The 21,135-nt window shown below is 57.3% G+C and carries 25 protein-coding genes, 1 tRNA gene and 1 other RNA gene; 13 read left to right on the forward strand and 14 right to left on the reverse strand.

The features are described from left to right. Positions 1 to 122: 122 nt before the first annotated feature. The gene (pspF, locus tag DMP17_RS04990; RefSeq protein ID WP_337827960.1) at positions 123 to 1,172 is read right to left on the reverse strand and encodes a phage shock protein operon transcriptional activator; all 1,050 of its coding nucleotides are present in this window, start codon (positions 1,170 to 1,172) and stop codon (positions 123 to 125) included. 192 nt (positions 1,173 to 1,364) lie between these two features. Here pspF and pspA point away from each other — a divergent pair, with 192 nt between their 5' ends. The 8 genes from pspA (at position 1,365) to DMP17_RS05030 (ending at position 4,663) form a co-directional block, all read left to right on the forward strand. Next, complete coding sequence (gene pspA / locus DMP17_RS04995; protein WP_337827961.1) at positions 1,365 to 2,183, forward strand: phage shock protein PspA; 819 nt, start codon at positions 1,365 to 1,367, stop codon at positions 2,181 to 2,183. A gap of 3 nt (positions 2,184 to 2,186) precedes the next feature. Next, positions 2,187 to 2,522 carry an envelope stress response membrane protein PspB gene (gene pspB / locus DMP17_RS05000; RefSeq protein ID WP_337827962.1) on the forward strand — a complete coding sequence of 112 codons (336 nt, stop codon included), beginning with the start codon at positions 2,187 to 2,189 and terminating at the stop codon, positions 2,520 to 2,522. After that, complete coding sequence (pspC, locus tag DMP17_RS05005) at positions 2,519 to 3,040, forward strand: envelope stress response membrane protein PspC (protein WP_337827963.1); 522 nt, start codon at positions 2,519 to 2,521, stop codon at positions 3,038 to 3,040. Before pspB ends, pspC begins: the two co-directional genes overlap by 4 nt. A 30-nt stretch (positions 3,041 to 3,070) precedes the next feature. Then, positions 3,071 to 3,370, forward strand: coding sequence for a hypothetical protein (locus tag DMP17_RS05010; RefSeq protein WP_337827964.1), 300 nt, complete (start codon positions 3,071 to 3,073; stop codon positions 3,368 to 3,370). Between the two features lie 63 nt (positions 3,371 to 3,433). Beyond that, positions 3,434 to 3,769 carry a hypothetical protein gene (locus tag DMP17_RS05015; protein ID WP_337827965.1) on the forward strand — a complete coding sequence of 112 codons (336 nt, stop codon included), beginning with the start codon at positions 3,434 to 3,436 and terminating at the stop codon, positions 3,767 to 3,769. A 12-nt stretch (positions 3,770 to 3,781) separates the two neighbouring features. After that, complete coding sequence (locus DMP17_RS05020; protein ID WP_337827966.1) at positions 3,782 to 4,075, forward strand: hypothetical protein; 294 nt, start codon at positions 3,782 to 3,784, stop codon at positions 4,073 to 4,075. 26 nt (positions 4,076 to 4,101) lie between these two features. Then, complete coding sequence (locus tag DMP17_RS05025) at positions 4,102 to 4,368, forward strand: hypothetical protein (RefSeq protein WP_337827967.1); 267 nt, start codon at positions 4,102 to 4,104, stop codon at positions 4,366 to 4,368. Positions 4,369 to 4,411: 43 nt separating this feature from the next. Beyond that, complete coding sequence (locus tag DMP17_RS05030) at positions 4,412 to 4,663, forward strand: hypothetical protein (protein WP_337827968.1); 252 nt, start codon at positions 4,412 to 4,414, stop codon at positions 4,661 to 4,663. A gap of 79 nt (positions 4,664 to 4,742) precedes the next feature. Here the strand turns inward: DMP17_RS05030 and DMP17_RS05035 are convergent, their stop codons facing one another. Continuing rightward, positions 4,743 to 5,144 (reverse strand): VOC family protein, encoded by a 402-nt coding sequence (locus DMP17_RS05035; RefSeq protein WP_337827969.1) that lies wholly within the window; start codon positions 5,142 to 5,144, stop codon positions 4,743 to 4,745. A gap of 76 nt (positions 5,145 to 5,220) precedes the next feature. Here DMP17_RS05035 and DMP17_RS05040 point away from each other — a divergent pair, with 76 nt between their 5' ends. Beyond that, positions 5,221 to 5,646: a SufE family protein gene (locus DMP17_RS05040; RefSeq protein ID WP_337827970.1), complete on the forward strand. Its 426-nt coding sequence runs from the start codon at positions 5,221 to 5,223 to the stop codon at positions 5,644 to 5,646. Positions 5,647 to 5,668: 22 nt separating this feature from the next. Further along, positions 5,669 to 6,184 carry a SecDF P1 head subdomain-containing protein gene (locus DMP17_RS05045; protein ID WP_337827971.1) on the forward strand — a complete coding sequence of 172 codons (516 nt, stop codon included), beginning with the start codon at positions 5,669 to 5,671 and terminating at the stop codon, positions 6,182 to 6,184. Positions 6,185 to 6,211: 27 nt separating this feature from the next. Here the strand turns inward: DMP17_RS05045 and DMP17_RS05050 are convergent, their stop codons facing one another. The 6 genes from DMP17_RS05050 to DMP17_RS05075 all read right to left on the reverse strand — a co-directional run bounded on the left by DMP17_RS05050 (position 6,212) and on the right by DMP17_RS05075 (position 9,631). Further along, positions 6,212 to 6,529, reverse strand: coding sequence for a hypothetical protein (locus tag DMP17_RS05050; RefSeq protein ID WP_337827972.1), 318 nt, complete (start codon positions 6,527 to 6,529; stop codon positions 6,212 to 6,214). Beyond that, entirely contained in the window at positions 6,526 to 7,104 is a 579-nt protein-coding gene (locus DMP17_RS05055; RefSeq protein ID WP_337827973.1) for a J domain-containing protein, read from the reverse strand. Before DMP17_RS05055 ends, DMP17_RS05050 begins: the two co-directional genes overlap by 4 nt. Positions 7,105 to 7,243: 139 nt before the next feature. Continuing rightward, an RNA gene (rnpB, locus tag DMP17_RS05060) (RNase P RNA component class A) lies at positions 7,244 to 7,663 on the reverse strand. A gap of 34 nt (positions 7,664 to 7,697) precedes the next feature. Continuing rightward, a complete protein-coding gene (locus DMP17_RS05065; protein ID WP_337827974.1) occupies positions 7,698 to 8,387 on the reverse strand; it encodes an N-acetylmuramoyl-L-alanine amidase in 690 nt (229 codons plus the stop codon). A gap of 113 nt (positions 8,388 to 8,500) precedes the next feature. Further along, entirely contained in the window at positions 8,501 to 9,133 is a 633-nt protein-coding gene (locus DMP17_RS05070; protein WP_337827975.1) for a histidine phosphotransferase family protein, read from the reverse strand. 84 nt (positions 9,134 to 9,217) lie between these two features. Next, on the reverse strand, positions 9,218 to 9,631 hold the full coding sequence (locus tag DMP17_RS05075; protein WP_337827976.1) for a M67 family metallopeptidase: 414 nt from the start codon (positions 9,629 to 9,631) through the stop codon (positions 9,218 to 9,220). Positions 9,632 to 9,641: 10 nt separating this feature from the next. Between DMP17_RS05075 and DMP17_RS05080 the strand changes: the two genes are divergently transcribed. The 3 genes from DMP17_RS05080 to mtgA all read left to right on the forward strand — a co-directional run bounded on the left by DMP17_RS05080 (position 9,642) and on the right by mtgA (position 12,536). Then, positions 9,642 to 10,598 carry an RluA family pseudouridine synthase gene (locus tag DMP17_RS05080; protein ID WP_337827977.1) on the forward strand — a complete coding sequence of 319 codons (957 nt, stop codon included), beginning with the start codon at positions 9,642 to 9,644 and terminating at the stop codon, positions 10,596 to 10,598. Between the two features lie 77 nt (positions 10,599 to 10,675). Beyond that, entirely contained in the window at positions 10,676 to 11,599 is a 924-nt protein-coding gene (rpoH, locus tag DMP17_RS05085) for an RNA polymerase sigma factor RpoH (protein ID WP_337827978.1), read from the forward strand. A 64-nt stretch (positions 11,600 to 11,663) separates the two neighbouring features. Continuing rightward, positions 11,664 to 12,536 (forward strand): monofunctional biosynthetic peptidoglycan transglycosylase, encoded by an 873-nt coding sequence (gene mtgA, locus DMP17_RS05090; RefSeq protein ID WP_337829758.1) that lies wholly within the window; start codon positions 11,664 to 11,666, stop codon positions 12,534 to 12,536. 269 nt (positions 12,537 to 12,805) lie between these two features. Here the strand turns inward: mtgA and DMP17_RS05095 are convergent, their stop codons facing one another. The 6 genes from DMP17_RS05095 to DMP17_RS05120 all read right to left on the reverse strand — a co-directional run bounded on the left by DMP17_RS05095 (position 12,806) and on the right by DMP17_RS05120 (position 21,028). Further along, positions 12,806 to 15,973: a TonB-dependent receptor gene (locus tag DMP17_RS05095; RefSeq protein ID WP_337827979.1), complete on the reverse strand. Its 3,168-nt coding sequence runs from the start codon at positions 15,971 to 15,973 to the stop codon at positions 12,806 to 12,808. Positions 15,974 to 16,433: 460 nt separating this feature from the next. Next, positions 16,434 to 17,717, reverse strand: coding sequence for an ATP-dependent Clp protease ATP-binding subunit ClpX (gene clpX / locus DMP17_RS05100; RefSeq protein ID WP_337827980.1), 1,284 nt, complete (start codon positions 17,715 to 17,717; stop codon positions 16,434 to 16,436). Between the two features lie 203 nt (positions 17,718 to 17,920). Next, positions 17,921 to 18,250, reverse strand: a complete 330-nt coding sequence (locus tag DMP17_RS05105; protein ID WP_337827981.1) for a ribosomal protein L7/L12 — start codon at positions 18,248 to 18,250, stop codon at positions 17,921 to 17,923. A 45-nt stretch (positions 18,251 to 18,295) separates the two neighbouring features. Beyond that, a complete protein-coding gene (locus DMP17_RS05110; protein ID WP_337827982.1) occupies positions 18,296 to 18,988 on the reverse strand; it encodes an ATP-dependent Clp protease proteolytic subunit in 693 nt (230 codons plus the stop codon). A gap of 283 nt (positions 18,989 to 19,271) precedes the next feature. Next, on the reverse strand, positions 19,272 to 20,909 hold the full coding sequence (gene tig, locus DMP17_RS05115; RefSeq protein ID WP_337827983.1) for a trigger factor: 1,638 nt from the start codon (positions 20,907 to 20,909) through the stop codon (positions 19,272 to 19,274). 34 nt (positions 20,910 to 20,943) lie between these two features. Next, positions 20,944 to 21,028: transfer RNA gene (locus DMP17_RS05120), tRNA-Leu, on the reverse strand. Between the last annotated feature and the right edge of the window lie 107 nt (positions 21,029 to 21,135).

The following is a 21,135-nucleotide window of genomic DNA, read 5'->3' on the forward strand; positions in this document are numbered from 1 at the left end:
CCATCTCCTAAACCGGAAATTACGAAAATCCTCTTTGGGTGCGTTAATGTCGCGGTCAGGAGATGGATTCCCGCTTTCGCGGGAATGACGAAATTTATATGGAAAAGTCCGCGCCCCTCCCCTCACAATAGCCCGTGTTTCTTCAAACTATGGCGCAACTGGTCATAGGTGAGGCCCAGCGTTTCTGCCGTTTGCTTCTGGTTAAAGCGGCAGCGCGCCATTGCGCTTTCAAGGATGGCTTTTTCATAGCCGTCGACCGCCGCGCGCAAATCGGTGACATGCTGCGGCTGGGTTTGGGGCCGGGTTTGCGGTTGATCGAGCGCGGGCGCGGCACTGGGCGGCGCGGACGGTGAAGCCGGGGCCGCAAGGCTTGCGGCGGAGGTCGTGAGCCGCGGCTTCCACGGGCTGGCAAAGGGATCGAACACAATGGTTTCAATCGCGTCGCGGAAATCGTCGGCGCGATAGACCGCGCGTTCGATGACATTGCGCAGCTCGCGCACATTGCCGGGCCAGGCATAGCCTTCCAAGGCGGCCATCGCGCGTGGGGTAAAGCCCGGCCATTCGTCCCATTCCAGCTCGGTCGCCATGCGCCGCCCGAAATATTCGGCGAGGACCGGAATATCCCCGTCGCGCTCGCGGAGCGGCGGCAGCGTAATCACTTCGAAGGAAAGCCGGTCGAGCAAGTCCGCACGGAACGTTCCGGCCTCCGCGCGTGCGGGCAAATCTTCGTTTGTCGCCGCGACAATACGGCAATCGACGCGCAGGGGCCGCGACGATCCGATGCGCGCGACTTCGCCATATTCGACCGCGCGCAACAATCGTTCTTGCGCGCCCATCGACAAGGTGCCGAGTTCGTCGAGGAATAAGGTGCCGCCATCAGCCTCTTCAAACCGCCCTGCCCGCGCCTTGGTCGCGCCGGTGAACGCGCCCGCTTCATGACCGAATAATTCGGCCTCGATCAAGGTTTCGGGGAGCGCCGCGCAGTTCATCGTAACCAGCGGCCCCGACCAGCGGTTCGACAAGTGGTGGAGGCGCTCGGCGATAAGCTCTTTACCCGTGCCGCGCTCGCCTATCACCAGCACCGGACGGTTCAACGGCGCGGCGCGGCTGGCGCGCTCGACACTGTCGAGAAAGGCCAGCGATTGGCCGACAAATTGGGTTTCGCGCTGCACGCCAATCATTGGTCATATTTACCAATTTATGGCAAGTGAAAAATACCGAAGCCTCCCCACCTCCTTCTAAAAGCGACGGATTCCGGCCTTTTTTCAGGCTGCGCAAATTTTGGCACGGCTTGTGCAATATTGACAGTGAACCATAATGAAAGAGCAGTTTCATGTTTCTTATCCACGCTAACGAGGTCCGATATGTCCGCTGAACTGGTTCTTGTCGGCCCCGTGACGCCGGAGCGCACCGGTCCTAATCCGTCCCGGGACCGCGCTTCGGCGTCCTCGAATTTTTACCGGACGAGCAGCCTTGATCTCGCTGAACTCGCCCGCACTCTGGAGACTATGTTGATGGGAATTTTTTCTCGAACCCGCGACATCATTGCCGCTAACTTCACCGACATATTGGACCGGTCGGACGACCCGGCCCGTATGATCCGCGTCATCATCCTTGAAATGGAAGAAACGCTGGTGGAAGTGCGGGCATCGGCTGCGCGCAATATTGCCGACCAGAAGGAAATGCGCCGCCACATCATGAAGCTGGAAGCGCTTCAGGAAAGCTGGACCGAAAAGGCCGAGCTGGCACTGTCCAAAGACCGCGAGGATCTGGCCAAGGCCGCGCTGATGGAGCGCAAGAAAGCAGGCGATATGAGCGGCGAACTCAAGGCCGAAGTGCAGGTCTTGGACGATGCCTTGCGCGCCAGCGAAGATGACATCGCCAAGCTGCAGGCCAAGCTGCGCGAAGCCCGCACCCGCCAGAACAGCATCGCGGCCCGCCTTGAAGGCGCGGAAAACCGCATCAAGCTGCGCACCATGTATGGTGGCGAGCGCACCAAGGATGCTTTCTCGCGCTTTGACGACCTTGAACGTCAAGTCGATTATGCCGAAGGCCATGCCGAAGCGTTGGGCATGAACGGCCCGTTGAGCCTTGAGGATGAAATTTCCGCACTGCGTCCGACCGACGAGATTGATGAAGAATTGGCCGCGATGAAAGCGGCGCTTGCGAAGAAAGGGAGCTAAGCCATGCCCGTCCCTCCCGCACCCGATATTGCCATTCAGGCGGGCAATGTGTCGCCCGAAGATTTGGAGGCGATGCGTCAGGCCGCCGAAATTACCGCTGCGGCTGTGCCGATGGTGGTGGTTCCCGTCATCTGCATCGTATTCGTGCTGATGAGCTGGCTCATCCTCCATTATGTCACCAAATGGCGGCAGGCGAAAACGCTGACCAGCGAGGATGAAAGCCTGCTCGACGATCTGCACGATACCGCGCGCCGCCTTGATGAACGACTCAACACGATTGAACGCATTGTGGCGGCTGACCGCCTTACCGACCAAAGCCAGAGGACTTCGAAGCCATGACCAGCATCAAAGACCAGATTGACGACCATGCCCAAGCCATTGCCGAACTTGAAGCCCGCTTGCAGCGCGAGGACCGGTTGGAGCAGGCCTATGAACGCAGCGTGACGCTGACCGATACGCAATCAAGCTATAACAGCACCCAGCCGCCCAGCCGCACCCGCTTTTATCGCGATAAGATTAAGGGCAAGCTGTGGGGCGTGTGCGCAGGCATTGCGGATTATACCGGCATTGATGTGCTGTGGATCCGCTTGGGGATGATCGCATCGGTGTTCGTCACCAGCGGCTTCACCCTGCTGCTCTATCCGCTCATCGCCCTCCTCGCACCGGTGCGCCCGGTCGGGCTTTACAGCGACGCGGCCGACGCCAAATTCTGGCAAGGGGTGCGCTCGAACAGTTCGCGCACGGCCAAGGATGTGCGCTCGAAACTGCGCGATATTGACCGCCGCATCGCCGATATCGAAGCCCATTATGTCAGCTCCAACCGTCGCCTATCCGACGAGATTGACGCGCTACGTTAAGAGACAGGATTACGGGGAGGAGCGATTTTTATGGACGAAGAATTTACCTTGATGTTGTTCACGGGCATGTTTCTGGGCGTAGTGATGACCTTGCTCATCCAGGCCTATGGCCGTCGCAAGGTGAAGAAGGCGTTGGGAAGTGCAATGCCCGCCGTCCCCCAAGCGGAAGCGGAAGAACGGCGCGTTGCGCTGCTCGCTTCGGAAAATGAACGCCAGCAAGGCCAGATCGGGCGGCTGGAAGAACGAAACAGGTGCTGGAGCGCATCGCGACCGATAGTCCCAAAAGGCTGGCGGACTCGATTGAAGCCCTGCGCTGACAGGATAAAATAACAAAGAAAGCCGAAGCTTAAATACCCGAAGCTTAAATAGGCGCCCGGAAGGATTTTAGAGACAATGAGCAACGCGCAAAACGCTATCCAGATTTTGACCACCATTGCGGTGCCGGTGACGATGATTTCGGTCGCAGGGGTGCTGGGCTGGGTCGTGACGACCTGGATGAAGGTCAAGAACGGCTATCCGCTGGAAGGCATGTGGGGCCAATCGCTCCACCCCAAAACCTCCACCCAGGAAATGGAGCGCATCAAACTGCTCAGTCAGGAAAATGCACAGCTTCAGGCCGAACTTGGTTCGATCAAGGATCGGCTGGCCAATGTCGAACGCATCGTCACCGATGACAGTCACCGCTTGGTGCAGGACATCGAAGCCTTGCGCATTTCGAGCAAGAATTGAGGAGCTTAGCCCATGCGTATGCTCATTCCCATCATCGCATTGATGATCCCGATTATCGCTATTGCGTCCGCCATGTTCCGTAACTGGTTGAAGTTCAAAGAAAAGCAGCTTGCAATCCAGACCGAGATGACCGCCGAAAAAAGTGCGCAATATGCCGCACACACCGAAAGGCTGGAACAACGGGTCCGCGTACTTGAACGTATTATAACAGATAAAGGGTTCGATACCGCCGCGCAAATCGAAGCATTGCGCGACATCCAGACCGTCGAACCTTCCAAAACAGATATCGCCAAGCAGCTTGGCTGACGATTGGCGAAAGGGAGTGAAAGCAAATGAACCCGTTTGAAATGGTAGTGGTGATCGTCGTCGTGTGCGCCATCGCGAGTGTTTTGAAGGCGCGCTATGGCGTGGTCGAAGACAAGCATGGCAATGATGTGTTCGTGCATAAGGGCAATGACGCCGAAAATGCGCGGCTTCAGGACGAGGTCAAGACGTTGAAGGACCGTATTGCGGTGCTGGAACGGCTGGCGACCGATGACCAGCGCAGCATCGAACTGGACCGCGAAATCGCCCAATTGCGCGATTCCCGCAAGGTCTGAACCGCAAAAGACAAACCCAAGGGACATTATCGGGAGTGCAACAATGACCGACCCTGTTTTCTACACCAGTATGAGCGCCGCCGCGCTCGCCGCAATCGTCATTTTGAGCGTGGTTGGCCTTAAAGGCTGGCGCGAGTGGATCGCACTCAAACGCGAAGAATTGCAGCATTATGGCCAAAGCGCCGCTGCGACAACAGAACCCGCCGCTCCCACCGCCTTTGCGCGGATTGAAGTGGCGGACCTTAAGGAACGGGTGCGCAAGCTGGAAGCGATTGCCGCCGGGGTGGATCTTTAATCCGACCGGCAGGTATGCAAGCTAAACCAGCTTACCCTAGCAATAGCCCCCGCGACCGCCATGCAACCGCCCCGCCTGCTCATTCAGGCGCGTGGCACACCGCTTCGACATTATTGCCGTCAGGGTCGATAATGAAAGCCCCATAATAATCGTGATGATAATGGGCGCGGATAGCCGGCGGGCCATTATCGCGGCCGCCTTGCGCCAGTGCTGCTTCATAAAAAGCATCCACGCTCGCGCGGTCGGGCGCGGTAAAGGCGATATGGATGGCGCGCGTTACCGGCGTTGAATTGCCGATCCAGAAGTCCGGCTTACCGTCCCGCCCATAGCCGATGCCATGGTAATGGCCGGTCTGTTCGGGCGTCACTTCGGTTATTTGCCCATAGCCGAGCGGCGTAAGACAGGCGGAATAGAAACGCGCGCCCGCGTCCAGATCGCTAACGCCAATCCCCATATGGTCAATCATTTCAATCTCCTGCATGGCATCCCCGCTTTCCCAAGCTTATGCACAGGCGATGGTTTGATTACAATGCGCGGCTCGCTTATAGGCATGGGCCATGACAGACACCGCGCACCCGCCCCGTTCGCTCGACGATATTTTCGAAGAATATGATTTTCTCGATAGCGATGACCGTTACCGGTTGCTTATCGATCTTGGCCGCGCGCTTGAAGATATGCCCGATGCGCTCAAGACCGACGCGACTTTGGTGCGCGGCTGTTCGGCAAGTGTATGGGTCTATCCGACCGAACAGGATGGCACGCTCCATTTCCTCGCGGACAGCAATGCGGCGATTACCAAAGGCATTATCGCGCTTGTCCTGTCAGCGGTGCAGGACCAGCCCGCGCAAGCAGTGGCGGACATGGATATAGCGGGCGCACTTGCGCGCTTTGATTTGAAAAACCAGCTTTCCTCGAACCGCACCCAAGGAATCCCGAACATGATCGCACTCATCAAACAGACGGCGGATCGCTATGCGCGCTAATGTTTGGAAAGCAGGGATTGTGGTGGCGTTTGCACTGGCCGCAAGCGGTTGCCAAACCCGGCATGAGCAAGGCGCTAAGCCCCAAACGCAAGCGGCGTTCGATGTGCGGCAATGCCCGCCCGATACGCGCCAGTCTCCGCTTGCAAGAGATATTGGCACCGGCACGCAAGCAAGCAATGTTGCGGATGATCCGGGCTTTAATGCGCCGCTCGACACGCCCATTGAACCTGCGGGCCAAGGTTTATGGATTGGCGGCGCACCGTTCACACGCGCCGATATTCAGTCTGCACGCACCGGTGTCGATACGGCCAATCGGCCAACCGTCGATGTGGTCTTTACCGATCAAGGGCAAATGCGCTTTCTCTGCGCGCAGTGGGGCCGGGTCGGCCGCATGATCGAAATCAGCGTCGACACAAAGCCGATCATTCGCCCCTATTTGCGGGAGATGATTTATGGCCGCAAAATTCAGATCGGTGTCGGTTCGGTCGAAGAAAGCCAGAAACTGGCCGCATATTTGACGGGAAATAGCGCGCCTTAGCACCGCGCCTCAATGCCCCTTTGGCGGTCAGGCCCCGCCGCTAATCTCGCGCGCCAAAGCGTCAACATCTGCACCCGGCGTGACGAGCATCCATTCTTGTGGCGCGCGGCTGTCGATCATTACTACTGCATGGCGCGGACAGACGCCAAGGCAGCCGACTTCGACCACGCCGATGTTGGATTTACGCCCCTTTTTCGCGCCCAAAGCCTTGCGCAACATTTTGGCGAGCGAGCTTTTGCCCTTCTTGCCAAAGCCGCCCTTTTGCCGCTTGGTGCATTTGCGGCACACCATCAGGCTATAGTCCCAATCGGACTTGATTTTTTTGGCAAACAGCCCGCGCATCATACGCTCTGCCGCTTTTTACCGGCCTTTCCGCCGGGGCTGCTCTTCCCAAGCGCAAGGCGACGTTCTTCCCAGCGTTTCATCACTTCAAATGCAGCCTGTATCGTCTGGAATTTGACATAGGCTGCGCTATCGCCGGGCTTCAGATCCGGATGATGTTCCTTGGCGAGCCTGCGCCACGCGCTTTTGACCGCTTCGAAATCGGCATCATCGTCAAGTTCCAAGGCTTTGAGCGCATTTAATTCGTCGCGGCTGAACCGGCCATCGCCCGCCCCGCCCCAGCCATAATGCTGCGCTTCCTTATAGCCTTTATTGTCGCGCTGTTCTTGGGCTTCGCGCGCGGCCGCTTCTTCGGCGGTCAGCCCTGCAAAATAATCCCAGTTGCGATTATATTCCGCCGCATGGGCTTCGCAAAAATACCAGCGGTCGGGGGAGTTGGGGGCTTTGGGCGCGGGGCGGTCGCCCGGTTCGTCGCACCCGTCGCGGTCGCACAGGCGCACCGGCTTTGCCTCGCGCGAGCTGCCATAGCTGCGCCAGCGGGGAAAGCCCCAATCATTGGATCGTGTCGCCTTGGCCATCGCTTCCCTAAATTCCGCGTCCTTAAACCCGCACGTTAGAACCCGAATTCATCCATCCTGTGCCGCTCTGTAACGACCGGTAACATTCCATATCTATCGCGGCGGGGCCGCAAAATCCAGCGTCCCTGCCTTAAATCCATCTGCCAGAGGGCCTGTAAGCCGGGTTCTGTCCATGCACTTGCGCGCACTGGGCGACCATTCCTCTAGGCCGGGTCTTGCGACACGGCTCAAGCAACCAACCCGGACGGTCGGGCCAAAGCAGCCCTGCGGACGCCGAAGCGACCCGCGCGCCATCCCTATTCGGTCTTGCTCCCGGTGGGGTTTACCTTGCCGCTGCTGTTGCCAGCATGACGCGGTGCGCTCTTACCGCACCCTTTCACTGTCACCGGGCCGAAACCGTGGGCGACCTGCTTTCTGTGGCACTTTCCCTGAACCGGCTCCCGGATGAAAGCCTGCCCGCCGGACGCTATCCGGCACCGTTGCTTTGTGGAGCCCGGACTTTCCTCCCCTGCATAAATACAATGCGTATAAATGCAGCGGCGGCCGCCCGGCCCTCTGGCAAGTGCGACAGATAGAGGCTTGCGGCTGCTTTTTCAATCGCCTTCGGGCTGGGGGAGGAGAAGCGCGAGCAAAATCGCGCGACATTCGCCATCAATCGTGCCGTCGATCAATTCGGGGCGGAAGCGGCGCTGGAATGCGACGGTCGCGGCAAAGCCGTCGGTCACATCATAGCCGAAGCGTTCAAGCGCCAGAAGAAAGCCCGCATCGGACCACATCGGGTCCATCAGCTTGCGCGTCGGGCGCGGCAAAGCGAGGCGGCTCTTGGCCAATTCCCCCCACGGGAAAAGCTCGCCGGGGTCTTGTTTGCGGGTCGGCGCTATATCGCTATGTCCGACGATATTGCCGCGCGTAATAGCATAGCGGCCCTTGATTTCGCCGACCAAGCTGATGACCGCATCCATTTGCGCCTGCGGGAATGGCCGATAGCCCCATTCATGCCCCGGATTGACAATTTCGATGCCGACGCTTGCCGAATTAATGTCGGTGACGCCGCGCCAGTGCGATTTGCCCGCGTGCCAGGCGCGTTTCGATTCATCGACAAGGCGGAACACGCGCCCGTCCTCTTCGACCATATAGTGCGAAGAAACCTTGGATTCCGGCACCGACAGCGCGCGCAAGGCGGACGGGCCATCCTGCATCCCGGTATAATGCAGCACAATCATCGTGACCGGCAAAGCCCGCTCATCGAAATTCGGCGAAGGATGATCGATAAACGCGGTCATGGGCGGGGCAACACTCCGGTCATATAATAATCTTGCGGGTCGTGCCGCAACTCGGCCCGACTTGGCAAGGCAATTATGACGCTATTGTTTCGGGTCCAAATCCGCGCGCCAGCTTAGGCCACCAAGGTTGCGCCCAGCACCACCATGCCTTCGCCGCTTTCGACCAGCACCGCGCCGCCGCCCGCTTGGGCAAGGCTGTGCGTCATCCACGCCGCAGCGGTGCGCGAAGTGACCTCGCCTTCGCCCAGCTTGCCTTGAAGCGCGCGGCGGATTTCGGAGTCAAGCGTCAACCGCTCGCCGGTCCCGCGCACGACAATTTCAATGCCCTCGCCGCGCGCTTCTGCGCCAATGTCGAGTTGGCCGCCGCGCACCATCGCATCGACCGCGACCAAGGCAAGGTTGAGCAGGATTTTCGCCGCTGCTTTGGGCAAGCTCGCATCACCGACCATCCAGCCCAAAGTCGTGCGGTCATTGATGATGCCATCAATCGCCGCGCGGATTTCCTCGGCAGAAATCTGTTCGCCAAAACCGCCCGCCGAACCAAAAGCCAATCGGAAAAATTTAAGCTTTCCGGCCGATGCCCGCGCGCTTTGTTCCAAAAGATCAAAGCAGCGTTCGCGCATTGCCGGGTCTTTTTCGTCGGCCATCAGTTCAAGGCCGTTATTGAGCGCGCCTACCGGACTGAGCAGGTCATGGCACAGGCGCGAACATAAAAGGCTGGCAAAATTAATCTGGTCTGACGGCATGGTAAACAAGCTACTTTCTGGTCCTGCATCGCGTGCAGCTATTAAGGTTAATGCGGAGCTGACCGCGCTCTAGTGGCAAGCCTCTTACAATATATCCAGTATTAATTGGTTAAAGCGTCCGTAGAGCGCGCCGGACGCGATGCTCTGCCACAAAGTCATGCTGCGGTCCTTGCCGATGATGAGCCAATAGCGGCCATCTGCAGCGGCCATTTTGGCATCCCAGTGTGACGGCATGGCGTCGCCGGTCGGGTGGCTGTGATAATGGCCGAGCATTTTCGCTTCCGTACCGCGCAAGGCGCGCTGGGTGGCGATGAGAATATGCGGGTCGGCTTCAAAGAAACGGGCCGGATCAGGATGGATATTCGCCGCCGGACGGATGGCGGTAATCGCGCGACGGTTACCGATCAAAAGCCCACACCGTTCATGCGCGGGGTCGCTTTCAATGTCGGCAAGGATTTTGTCGGCAAGGCGGCTTGATATTGTGACGGCCATGCCCATATTCCTAAACGTGGGCGCCGGGGAAACCAAGATTTTAGTCAGGCTGACCGACGCGGATGTCGGGATGCGGCTGGACCGCGCGCTGACCGCAGCGGTGCCGGACCTGTCTCGCGAACGCATCAAGGCGTTGATGCTCGCAGGTTTCGTCCGCGACGATAGCGACGCCTTGCTTGATGATCCGTCGCTTAAGCTCGCTGCCCCGCTGGTTGCGACCATCGCCCTCCCCCCCGCCACCGCAAGCAGCAATCAAGCGCAGGATCTGGCGCTGGTCATCGCTTATGAAGATGATGATGTAATTGTCGTCGACAAACCGGCGGGCCTTGTCGTGCATCCGGCGGCAGGCAATGCGGACGGCACGCTGGTTAACGCGCTGCTCCATCATTGTGCAGGCCAGCTTTCGGGCATTGGCGGTGTCGCGCGGCCCGGCATTGTCCACCGCATCGACAAAGGCACGTCCGGCCTTATCATCGCGGCGAAAAATGACGTCGCGCATGAAGGGCTCGCCAAACAATTTGCCGATCACAGCATCATCCGCCGTTATCAGGCGATTGTGACCGGCCACCCGCGCCCGATGGCGGGCAAGGTCGATGCGTCGATTGCGCGCGCTTCCGCCAACCGCAAGAAAATGGCAGTTGTCCCGGCCGGCAAAGGCAAACATGCTGTCACCCATTATAAGGTGCTTGAGACGCTCAAAGATGCGAGCCTCATCGAATGTCGGCTGGAAACCGGACGCACCCACCAGGTGCGTGTCCATATGACCCATATCGGTCACCCCTTGCTCGGCGATCCGGCCTATGGGCGGGCGCGCAAGCCGGTATCCGACCTGTTAAAATCGCTGCAATTTGAACGACAAGCCCTTCATGCCGCTGTGTTAGGTTTCATCCATCCAAAATCGGGTGAAACGATTAGTCTGACCAGTTCTATTCCTCAAGATATGCAGGAACTGTTAAGCCGTCTGCGCGTATAAATTTCTACACAAAAGCACCCGAAAACCTGTATGGATAAACAGGCCCTATTGGGTTCAGGAAGGATAAGTCCAAGACAATGGCCAAGGCCAAAACCAGTTCGAGCAAAAGCAATGTTCCCACGGTTCCCGCACTGAGCGGTGAAGCGAGCCTCAACCGCTATTTGTCGGAAATCCGCAAATTTCCGCTGCTGACGCCCGAACAGGAATATATGCTCGCCAAACGCTATCAGGAACATCAGGATCCTGAAGCTGCCGCGCAGCTTGTGACCTCGCATCTACGACTCGTCGCCAAAATCGCGATGGGCTATCGCGGTTATGGCCTTCCGGTTTCGGAGCTGATTTCCGAAGGCAATATCGGCCTGATGCAAGGCGTCAAGAAATTCGAACCCGATCGCGGTTTCCGCCTCGCAACCTATGCGATGTGGTGGATTCGCGCGTCGATTCAGGAATTCATCCTGCGCTCATGGAGCCTCGTTAAAATGGGTACCACGGCAGCGCAAAAGAAGCTGTTTTTCAACCTGCGCCGGATGAAAAATAATCTTGAAGCGTTTGAAGATGGCGACCTGCGCCCCGAAGATGTGCAGAAAATCGCGACCGACCTCGGCGTTAGCGAAGATGATGTGGTGAGCATGAACCGTCGCATGGCGATGGGCGGTGATACCTCTTTGAACGTGCCAATGCGCGAAGATGGCGACGGGCAATGGCAGGACTGGCTGGTCGATGACGAGCCGCTGCAGGACGAGCGCGTTGCCGATGCCGAAGAACGCAATGTGCGCCATGCCTTGCTCAACGAGGCGATGGAGCATCTCAATGAGCGCGAGCAGCATATCCTGACCCAGCGCCGCCTAATCGACGAGCCGCAAACGCTTGAAGATTTGTCGCAGCAATATGGTGTCAGCCGCGAGCGTGTGCGCCAGATTGAAGTGCGCGCGTTTGAAAAACTGCAAAAGGCGATGCTGCGGATTGCGGGCGAAAAGCGCCTGATCCCTGCGGCGGCCTGACGCAAGGTTAAACAGCTAACCTCAACGATTTGAGGTTACTCCCGGGAAACCCCTGTCCGTGGCGATGGGGGTTTTCTCGTTTGAGAGAAAGTCGCGCGACAAACTGTGTCCCGCACTTGCCCTGCACGGCGGGTCTTTTCAGCATGTGACGGGCTTGATAGGGTTGGTGCCTATGGCATTTTCCTCCCGGCTTCGCGCGCTCACCCGCCCCTCCTCGCCCAACCGCAACAGCGCGCCCGACAAGACGGGCTATCGCATCGGCTGGTGGATTGGCCGGATCATCATCTATTTTCTCGTCGGCTCGATAGCGTGGGTGCTGGTTTATAAATGGGTACCGGTGCCGGTCACCTGGACGATGATGGCCGATGTGGTGGCCGGGCGCGGCCTCACCAAAAATTGGGAGCCTTTGTCGCGCATTGACGCCGACATGCCGCGCGCGGTCATTGCTGCCGAGGATGGCAAATTTTGCAGCCATTCGGGCTTTGATACGACCGCGCTGGAAAAAGCGATCCGTTCGAACCTTGCGGGCGGCAAAAAATTACGCGGCGGCTCGACCATCAGCCAGCAGACCGCGAAAAATGTGTTTTTGTGGCAAGGCTCGGGCAAGATCAGCCGCACATTACGCAAAATCCCCGAAGCTTGGTTCACTTTGCTCATCGAGCAAATCTGGGGCAAGCGCCGTATCATGGAGGTTTACCTCAACGTCGCAGAAACCGGCATCGGCACCTATGGCGTGACCGCAGGCGCAGAACGCTATTTTGGCAAAGGCGCGGCCAATCTTTCGCCCAATGAAGCGGCCCGCATCGCCGCTATCCTGCCGCTTCCCAAGGAACGCGAAGCGGTCGCCCCGTCGGGATACACCCGCCGCTATGGCAATGTCATCGCCGCACGGATGCGTGTGGTGCAACGCGACGGACTGGACGCCTGTGTGAAGTAAGGCGGGGAATGAGGCGCGTGATCGTGTGAGGCACCGCTTGAAGATAATATTTCCGTTGCGGTAGGGACGATGTCCTGAACGTCCGCCCGATCTTCCTCCTTACATTCACGAGTGCCATTTCTGTCATAGTCTATATTGAGCGCGTGCCTCTCAAATCCGGCTCCGCTTATGTCACTGGTTCGCGTTTCAGCCATTCCAACCGGCATAGAAAAAGGGCGCCAGATTCAATCCCCGGCGCCCTTTTTCTTATTTATCCTGTCACGTTCGGATTAGAACTTGACCTTAACCCCGACGCGCACGCCGTAAAGCGATTGGCGAGTCTGCAAGACCTTATTCGGGGCAGCAAAGTTGCTGTACGTATATTTGGTGCAGTTGTTGCCCGTCATCTGGGCACAAGCCACGCGCACAACCGATGCATTATACGGGAATTGCACCTGACGGAGCGAACCCCAATCGCTGTCAATCAGGTTGAGCACATTCTCGACGTCCGCAAACAATTCGATCTTCGCACCGCCATAGACAGGAATTTCCTGACCGAAGTGGAGGTCGACCTTGAAGAAGTCAGGCGAGGTTTCGCTGTTCTTCTTGATGATCTTGCCCCGGTAGCCATCCAGCCCGTTGTCCGTGATGAACTTATCCAGCGCCTGAGCTGTCGTTGCGTTGTCATAACCCACCAACGGATCGGTCATGCCGGTCGGCACGTAAAGCAACATATTACCAAGATTGCCAACCGTGCCAAACACGTTGCCACGACCACCCGAATTGTCAAACATGGTGAGGCTGTACGGACGGCCCGAACGATATTCGCCAAACAGACCAAAGGTCGTTTTTGCATTGGCGATGAATTCATGACGATAGTTCAGGCTGAACTTATACTGGTCACGATATTCGTAGATCGACCGGCCATAAGCGGCCCAATTCGGATCGACAAATGCGTTGTTGCCATAGTTGGAGCTGGACGTTGACGAGGTCAGCGCCGAAACATCCTTCACGTTCGCACGGGTATAGCTGCCATCAACCGACAGGCCAAAGTCAAAATCCTTGGCAAAACGTGCCGTCGCAAACCAGGCGCGGCCTTGTGTGCTGTTAGTCAGCAAAAGATCTCGGTTTGTGGTTGATGCCCCGCCGAACGCACCATAACGCGGACGACCATCGGGCAGGGTGCCGATCTGGACCGAGCGAAGGTCCGTCCATTGATAGCCATAGATGTTTTTGTCGTACAGGAACTGCGCGCCGAACATCCAGCCGTCACCCACTTCATAATCGGCTTGAAGCGACGCTTTCCACTTGCGGGCAATTTTGAGGTTGGGATCGATAGCATCGGTCGGAGCGGATGCCAGCGAAGCCACGTTGGTCGTCAGATAATCCGTTACTAGCGACGAAATCTGGCCACCCGTTACATTGTTGAGAGCAGCGTTACAGATGGCGGCTGCATTGGGCACCGAAGCCGGAATATTACATCCTGCAGCCGAGCTATTACGGTCAATCGCTATCGAGTTGGTCAGTTGGCCGGTGTTCGAAAATGCGTTCGACAGATACACATCCGGCGTGCCACCGGCGAAGATGCCGACGCCGCCACGAACGACCAAGCGGTCAGTCGGCTGCCAGTTAAAGCCGAAGCGCGGCTGGAACACGCCACGACCGCTGAAGGTCGAGCGGTTCGAAAAACCGTACCGGTTGGTGAAGTTAGCGTTGAGCGGCGGACGGACATTATTGTCGAACAAATCGTAACGCAGACCAAGCGAAAGTGTAAGGTCGCGCGTTACCGACCAATCATCCTGCAAACCGAACGTCCAGTTGCGGGTCCGGAACTCTGCAGCCGCATCGTTCACGTCAAGGCTGGGGACTGCGCCGGCAAGAATGAACCGGTTTGCACGCCCGGCTTCAAAATCTGCCAACGAATCGAAGTAAAGGTTACCGAGCGAGTTCTGCAAGAACAGGTTATAGGTGTTGATGTCGGTATAGCCGGTCAGCAAACGCAGCGCATGGTCACCCACATTCAAACGCGCAGTGAAGTCAATCGAAAGATTTTCAGTATTAAGCTTGTTGGAATGACGGCTGACATCGGGGCCAAAGAACAGGCGCGTGCCGTCACAGCTCGTCCCCGAATTAACCGAGGTCAGGTCGGTACAAACTCCAACTTGTCCGATGGTTTTCGCGCCAAAGGGGTTCTGGCCGCGATTATAGTCACGATAGGACGCCCGAACGGTGGTCGAGAAACTGTTCGACCAATTCGAGTTCAATTCGAATACACCCGAGTTAATTTCTTCGGTCAGTTCATAACCGTTCGACTTGAAGCCCAGAGCATAAGGCTGGGTCATGAAGGTGTTTTGCTGATATTGCTGCGTGCCGACGTTGCGGATGTAGGTCAACGACGCACGATGGTCGTCATTGATATTCCAGTCGAGCTTGCCGATGATCTTTTCATCTTCTTCGGCAGCATTGGCCGAGAGGCCAAGCGTGTCATAATTATAGCGCGATTTTGCAACATTGGTAACACGGTCCAAAAGCGCCTGCGTCACGCCGGGCACTTGGTTCGCAAAGCCTTCACCAAAGCCGTCATCGAAAGGATCAGTCTCTTTGGTTTTTTCATAGGCAAGCATAAAGAACAGCTTGTCCTTGACGATGGGACCAGAAACGAAACCGCCATATTGCTTACTGTCAAAGTCAAGATTCATTTCGCGACCGCGCGACTTGCTGCCTGTCAGCTTGTCAGAGGTGTACGAAAAGAAGCCGGAGCCGCGGAATTTATTGGTCCCAGAACGCAAAACTACGTTGATCGCGCCGCCTTGAAAATCGCCTTCCGCAATATCGAACGGCGCAACTTTTACCGAAAATTGCTCAATCGCATCAAAAGGAACGGGACCACGCGAGGTCGGCATACCGCCGTTGTTGAGACCGAAATCGTCCGACATTTGGACGCCGTCCACCGAAAAGCGGTTCAGACGGCCATTATTGCCTGCAACTTCGATCGCGCGGGAATTCGTAAGGTCAAGCGAAACAAGCGGATCGCGGCGTGCAAGGTCGCGAATGTCCCGGTTGATGGATGCGGCATTTTCAATGTCTTCGCGCGTTAAAGCGGTAATCGGGCCATTGCTGGTCTCGGTAGCGCGGCTGATCGAACCGGCGGTAACAATGATCGCATCTTCTTCCTGCAAGGTAATGGGAAGACGGAACGGCTGACCGGCGGACAGATAAAGATCTGTGATCCTCGCCTCTTGGAAGCCCGGCGCCGTCACCGTCACTTCGTACGGACCACCAACGCGCAGACCGTTGGCGTTGAACAAGCCATCAGCACCGGTCGTGCTGCGCGCAACCGTACCTGAGCTTACATGGGTCACGACCACGTCGGCACCCGCGACCGGACCGCTGGATGCGGTGACTTCACCGCGCACGGAAGACGATGTTTCCTGTGCATACGCCGGTGCCACAAGCACAGTCGCAACGGTGAACGCGGCTGCGGAACCACTCAAAAATCTACGCATTGTCATTGTAAAATCCCCGATTTTAAAAATTGTTCAGACCATGACCGCCCCGGTTTGTCCCGGTTGGTAAAGCCTTGCCCAATATGAAAGGTCGACACATCCCGTCCTTTCAAAGAAGCATCGACGTACCGCTCCCAATGTTGCCGGGTTATTGGCTCCCGGACCTTCCATGCGCTAATGGCGCATCTTGGTTACAGTTTTTTGACGCCATCAAAATGATGCCATCCGTTCCGACTATGAATGAAGTTGCCCATAGTCAGGAGAGCGCAAGAGTCTAGTCTCGCTCTTATGGGCACAGCAAAAAATGACAGGATTCAATGGAATCCAAGCGCAGCGATTGTAATTATTTCAATCCGCGTGATATAATTGTCACATTTTTTAAAAAATTGTAACGCTATGGGTGCCGGTCCGATCACGCCGCGTCGTCTGCCGCGGCGGCCTTCTTCTTGTTGGGTGTTTCTGCGAACACCTTGATCGGATCCTTGCGGCCTTCGACCACATCCTTGTCGATCACGACTTCGCTGACGCCGTCAAGCGTCGGCAGGTCGAACATCGTGTCGAGCAAAATGCCTTCAAGGATGGAACGCAGACCGCGCGCGCCGGTTTTGCGCGCAATTGCCTTGGTCGCAATCGCCACCAGCGCATCGTCGGTAAAGGTCAGCGCGACCTCTTCCAGTTCGAACAGTTTGCGATATTGCTTGACCAGCGCGTTTTTGGGCTCGGCCAAAATCTTGACGAGTGCGTCAACGTCAAGATCTTCCAGCGTCGCAATCACCGGCAAACGACCGACAAATTCCGGAATAAGCCCGAATTTGAGCAAATCTTCCGGTTCGCCCTGCTGCAAAATCGCGCCGGTGCGGCGTTCGTCGGGGGCGGCGACATGCGCGCCAAAGCCGATCGACTTGCCCTGCAAACGGTCGCCGATAATCTTTTCAAGCCCCGCAAAAGCGCCGCCGCAGATGAACAATATGTTGGTCGTATCGACCTGCAAAAATTCCTGTTGCGGATGCTTGCGCCCGCCCTGCGGCGGAACGCTGGCGGTGGTGCCTTCCATCAGCTTCAACAGCGCCTGCTGCACGCCTTCGCCCGACACATCGCGGGTGATGGAGGGATTTTCCGCCTTGCGACTGATCTTGTCGATTTCGTCGATATAGACGATGCCGCGCTGCGCCTTTTCGACATTATAGTCGGACGCCTGCAACAGCTTCAAAATGATATTTTCGACATCTTCGCCGACATAGCCCGCTTCGGTGAGCGTGGTCGCGTCGGCCATGGTGAACGGCACATCGAACGTCTTGGCGAGCGTTTGCGCGAGCAAGGTCTTACCCGACCCTGTCGGCCCGACGAGCAGGATGTTCGACTTGGCAAGCTCGACCTCGTCGCCCTTGGCACCGTGGTTCAAACGCTTATAATGGTTATGGACGGCAACCGACAGCACGCGCTTGGCGCGCGCCTGACCGATCACATAATCGTCAAGCACATCGCAAATTTCCTGGGGCGTGGGCACACCGCCATCCTTCTTGGAGGCAAGGCCGCCCTTCACTTCTTCCCGGATAATGTCATTGCACAGCTCGACACATTCATCACAGATGAACACGGTCGGCCCGGCAATCAGCTTGCGGACTTCATGCTGCGACTTACCGCAGAACGAGCAATATAAAGTGCTTTTCGAGTCCGAACCGCTCAACTTCGTCATATAGTTCCTTAATGTCGGCCGCATCGCGCGCGCCGACCAATTCCTTATCCTATCGGGCTATTGTCATAATTCAAGCGGCCTTTTCACCGCTAAGCCCTGTTTCATCCCGATTAACGATCTTTTTTACGCGCAAGCTTTGCAGGACTTTCCCGTGCGGTCATGCGCAGGAAGTCAGGCGCATAGATTCCTTTGCAGGCGGGCCTTCACATATGGCCGTCGGAAAGCGCGTCGATATAATCCTTGGCCTCTTTCAATCCCAGTCCGGTATGCTCGCGCACAAGCTTGATTGCGGGGATTTTACTGCGCCGTTGCAGCAAGTGCAGCAATTCCGCGCGCAGATCGTCGGGAATATCCTCTTTGCTGACGCGGTCGAGGGTTACAGGCACCACCGGCGTCCGGAACCGTTCGCGCGGCCTGATGTCCGCCTGTTTTACGGAAAGTTCGTTTCCGTCTCCGCCGCGCTTCAACGCCCATAGCAGCAGCGCCAATATAATCACCCCGCCAATAATCAATAAAGGTAGAGGAATATACATGGCGCTTCCCGTTTATAGACCGGAATATCGACCGGATGGCCCGGCTTATTCCTTGGGCTTTTCCGCAGTCTGGTCCGAAGTCGTGTCTTCCGACGCCTTGGGGCGCGTGTCGAACACCTGATCGACAAGGCCGAATGCCTTGGCTTCTTCGGCTTCGAGGAAGGTATCGCGGTCCATCGCCTTTTCAATCGCTTCCAGCGGCTGGCCGGTATATTTTTGATAAAGCGCGTTCATCCGCGCACGGATACGCAGGATTTCCTTGGCCTGGATTTCGATATCCGAAGCCTTGCCCTGCGCGCCGCCCGAAGGCTGGTGGACCATGATGCGCGCATTGGTGAGCGCAACGCGCATCCCCGGTTCGCCCGCTGCAAGGAGGAAGCTGCCCATCGAGGCGGCCTGCCCGATACATACCGTTCCGACGCGCGGGCGGATATATTGCATCGTATCATGGATCGCCATGCCCGCCGTGACGACCCCGCCCGGCGAGTTGATATACATATAGATGTCCTTCTTCGGATTTTCCGATTCGAGGAACAAAAGCTGCGCGACGATGAGCGCAGCCATATTATCTTCGACCGGCCCGTTCACGAACACGATGCGTTCACGCAGCAGGCGCGAGAAAATATCGAAGCTGCGCTCGCCGCGCGTCGATTGCTCGATAACAATCGGAACCAGCGCGCTCATGGGGTCATGAATACGGTCATCATAGTTATGCGGATTGTAGATCGAGTTGGTCATAAATTTCCTGCTGAGTTTGTTTCTTAGCCCAGCGCCTACATTGGGTGGCGGATGCGCATGGTCAAGGGCTTGTTGCACAGCGCACCCAAAAGAAAAAGGCGAAGGCGTCATGAACGCCCCCGCCTTTATATATATTTTTACCAGAACCGTTCGTGGCGGGCGGGTTCGCAAGCCACGTGAAGAGACGTAGCGAAGGTCCAACTCCCGCGCCCCGATGTCCTTCGATACACCGCCTTTTCAAGGCGGCACTCAGGACGAACGGAGCGGGAGATTCAGGCCGCGCTTACTTCTTCGCCGGTGCCTTTTTGGCAGGCGCTTTCTTGGGAGCGTCCGCCTTTTCAGCCTTGGGAGCAGCCGCCTTCTTGGCTGGAGCCTTTTCGGCTTTTTCCGCCTTGACAGTAGCAGGCTTCGCAGCCGCGGGCTTGGCTTCCTTGGCAGGCTTATCGTCAGCCTTCTTGGCAGCGGCCTTTTTCTCGGGAGCCTTTTTTGCTTTCGCATCGCCATGGTCGTGGCCGCAATCGGGGCCGTGGACGTGGCTGTCTTCGCTCTCGATTGCCGCTTCCAGATCTTCACGGCTTACTTCGCGGTCCGAAATTTCCGCCTTTTCAAAGAGGAAATCAACGACCTTGTCTTCATAGAGCGGAGCGCGCAGCTGGGCAGCGGCCATCGGGTCCTGCTGCACATATTGGATGAAGCGTTCGCGGTCCTGCGGGCCATATTGCTGTGCCGCCTGCATGATGAGGCGCGACATTTCCTGCTGGCTCACTTCAACGCCATTGGCCTGACCGATTTCCGACAGGAGCAGGCCCAAACGGACCCGGCGCACCGCGATATTGCGGTAGTCATCCTTGTCCTTTTCCATTTCGGCGCGCGCCGCTTCCGGATCGGCTTCATGACTCGCTTCATGCTCAAGCTGTTGCCAGATCTGATTGAATTCAGCTTCCACCATCGAGGGTGGCACGTCGAAATCATGCGCGTCGGCAAGCTGGTCAAGCAGCTTGCGCTTCATGAAGGTGCGCGTCAGGCCATTATGTTCCTGCTCAACCTGCCCCTTAACGAGTTCGCGCAACTGGTCGATGCCTTCAAGGCCGAGCGACTTGGCAAAAGCGTCGTCCGCCTTGCTGTCGACGGGCTTCTTCACTTCGGCAACGACAATGTCGAAGGTTGCAGGCTTACCCGCAAGATGCTCCGCGCCATAATCGGCGGGGAAGGTCACGTTCAGCACTTTTTCGTCATTGGCTTTAACGCCGACCAACTGGTCTTCGAAACCGGGGATAAGCTGGCCCGAACCGATGACAACGGCCATGCCTTCGCCCTTGCCGCCTTCAAACGCGACACCATCCACCTTGCCTTCAAAGTCGATCACAACCTGATCGCCTTCTGCGGCCTTGTAGGTCTTGGCGGCGCTTTCATAGCTTTTCTGCGAATCCGCAATGGTCTGGACCGCGGCATCAATCGCCTTGTCGTCGACCGGCGCGGTCAGGCGCTCCAGCTTCAACCCTTCGATGCTCGGCGTTTCGATGACCGGCAGCACTTCCATTTCGATCTTGAGTTCGGCATCCTTGCCGGGTTCATAGCCTTCACCCAGTTCAACGCCGGGCTGCATTGCGGGGCGCAGCTTATGATCGACGAGAAGTTTCTGGACGCCATCCTGCACCGCCTTGTTGAGCGCATCCTGCTGGAGCGCTTCACCGTGCATTTTGCGAACGAGGTTGGCGGGCACCTTGCCGGGACGGAAGCCGGGCATCCGCACTTGCGGCGCGATACGCTTCAATTCCTTGTCGACTTCAGCGTCGATGTCCTTGGCGGTAATGGTGAGGGTGTAGCCGCGCTTCAGCCCTTCGTTCAACGTCTCAACAATTTTCATCGCTTCACTTACGCTTTCATCAACTTCGACATTATTTTCCAGATCATGCAGCACCCGGCGCCGAAGAGATCGGCAGGCTTGTGACGGTTGGTGCGGGCGAAGGGACTTGAACCCCCACATCTTTCGATACCAGAACCTAAATCTGGCGCGTCTACCAATTTCGCCACGCCCGCATCAGATCACGCACAGGCCGAGGAGCGCGGAATCGCGAGCGCGCTCTATATCAGGAAAGTCCTGTGGGTCCAGCAAAAAGCGGCTTTCCCATATAGCTGGGACGACG

The organism is Pseudonocardia sp. TMWB2A, from assembly GCF_017312135.1.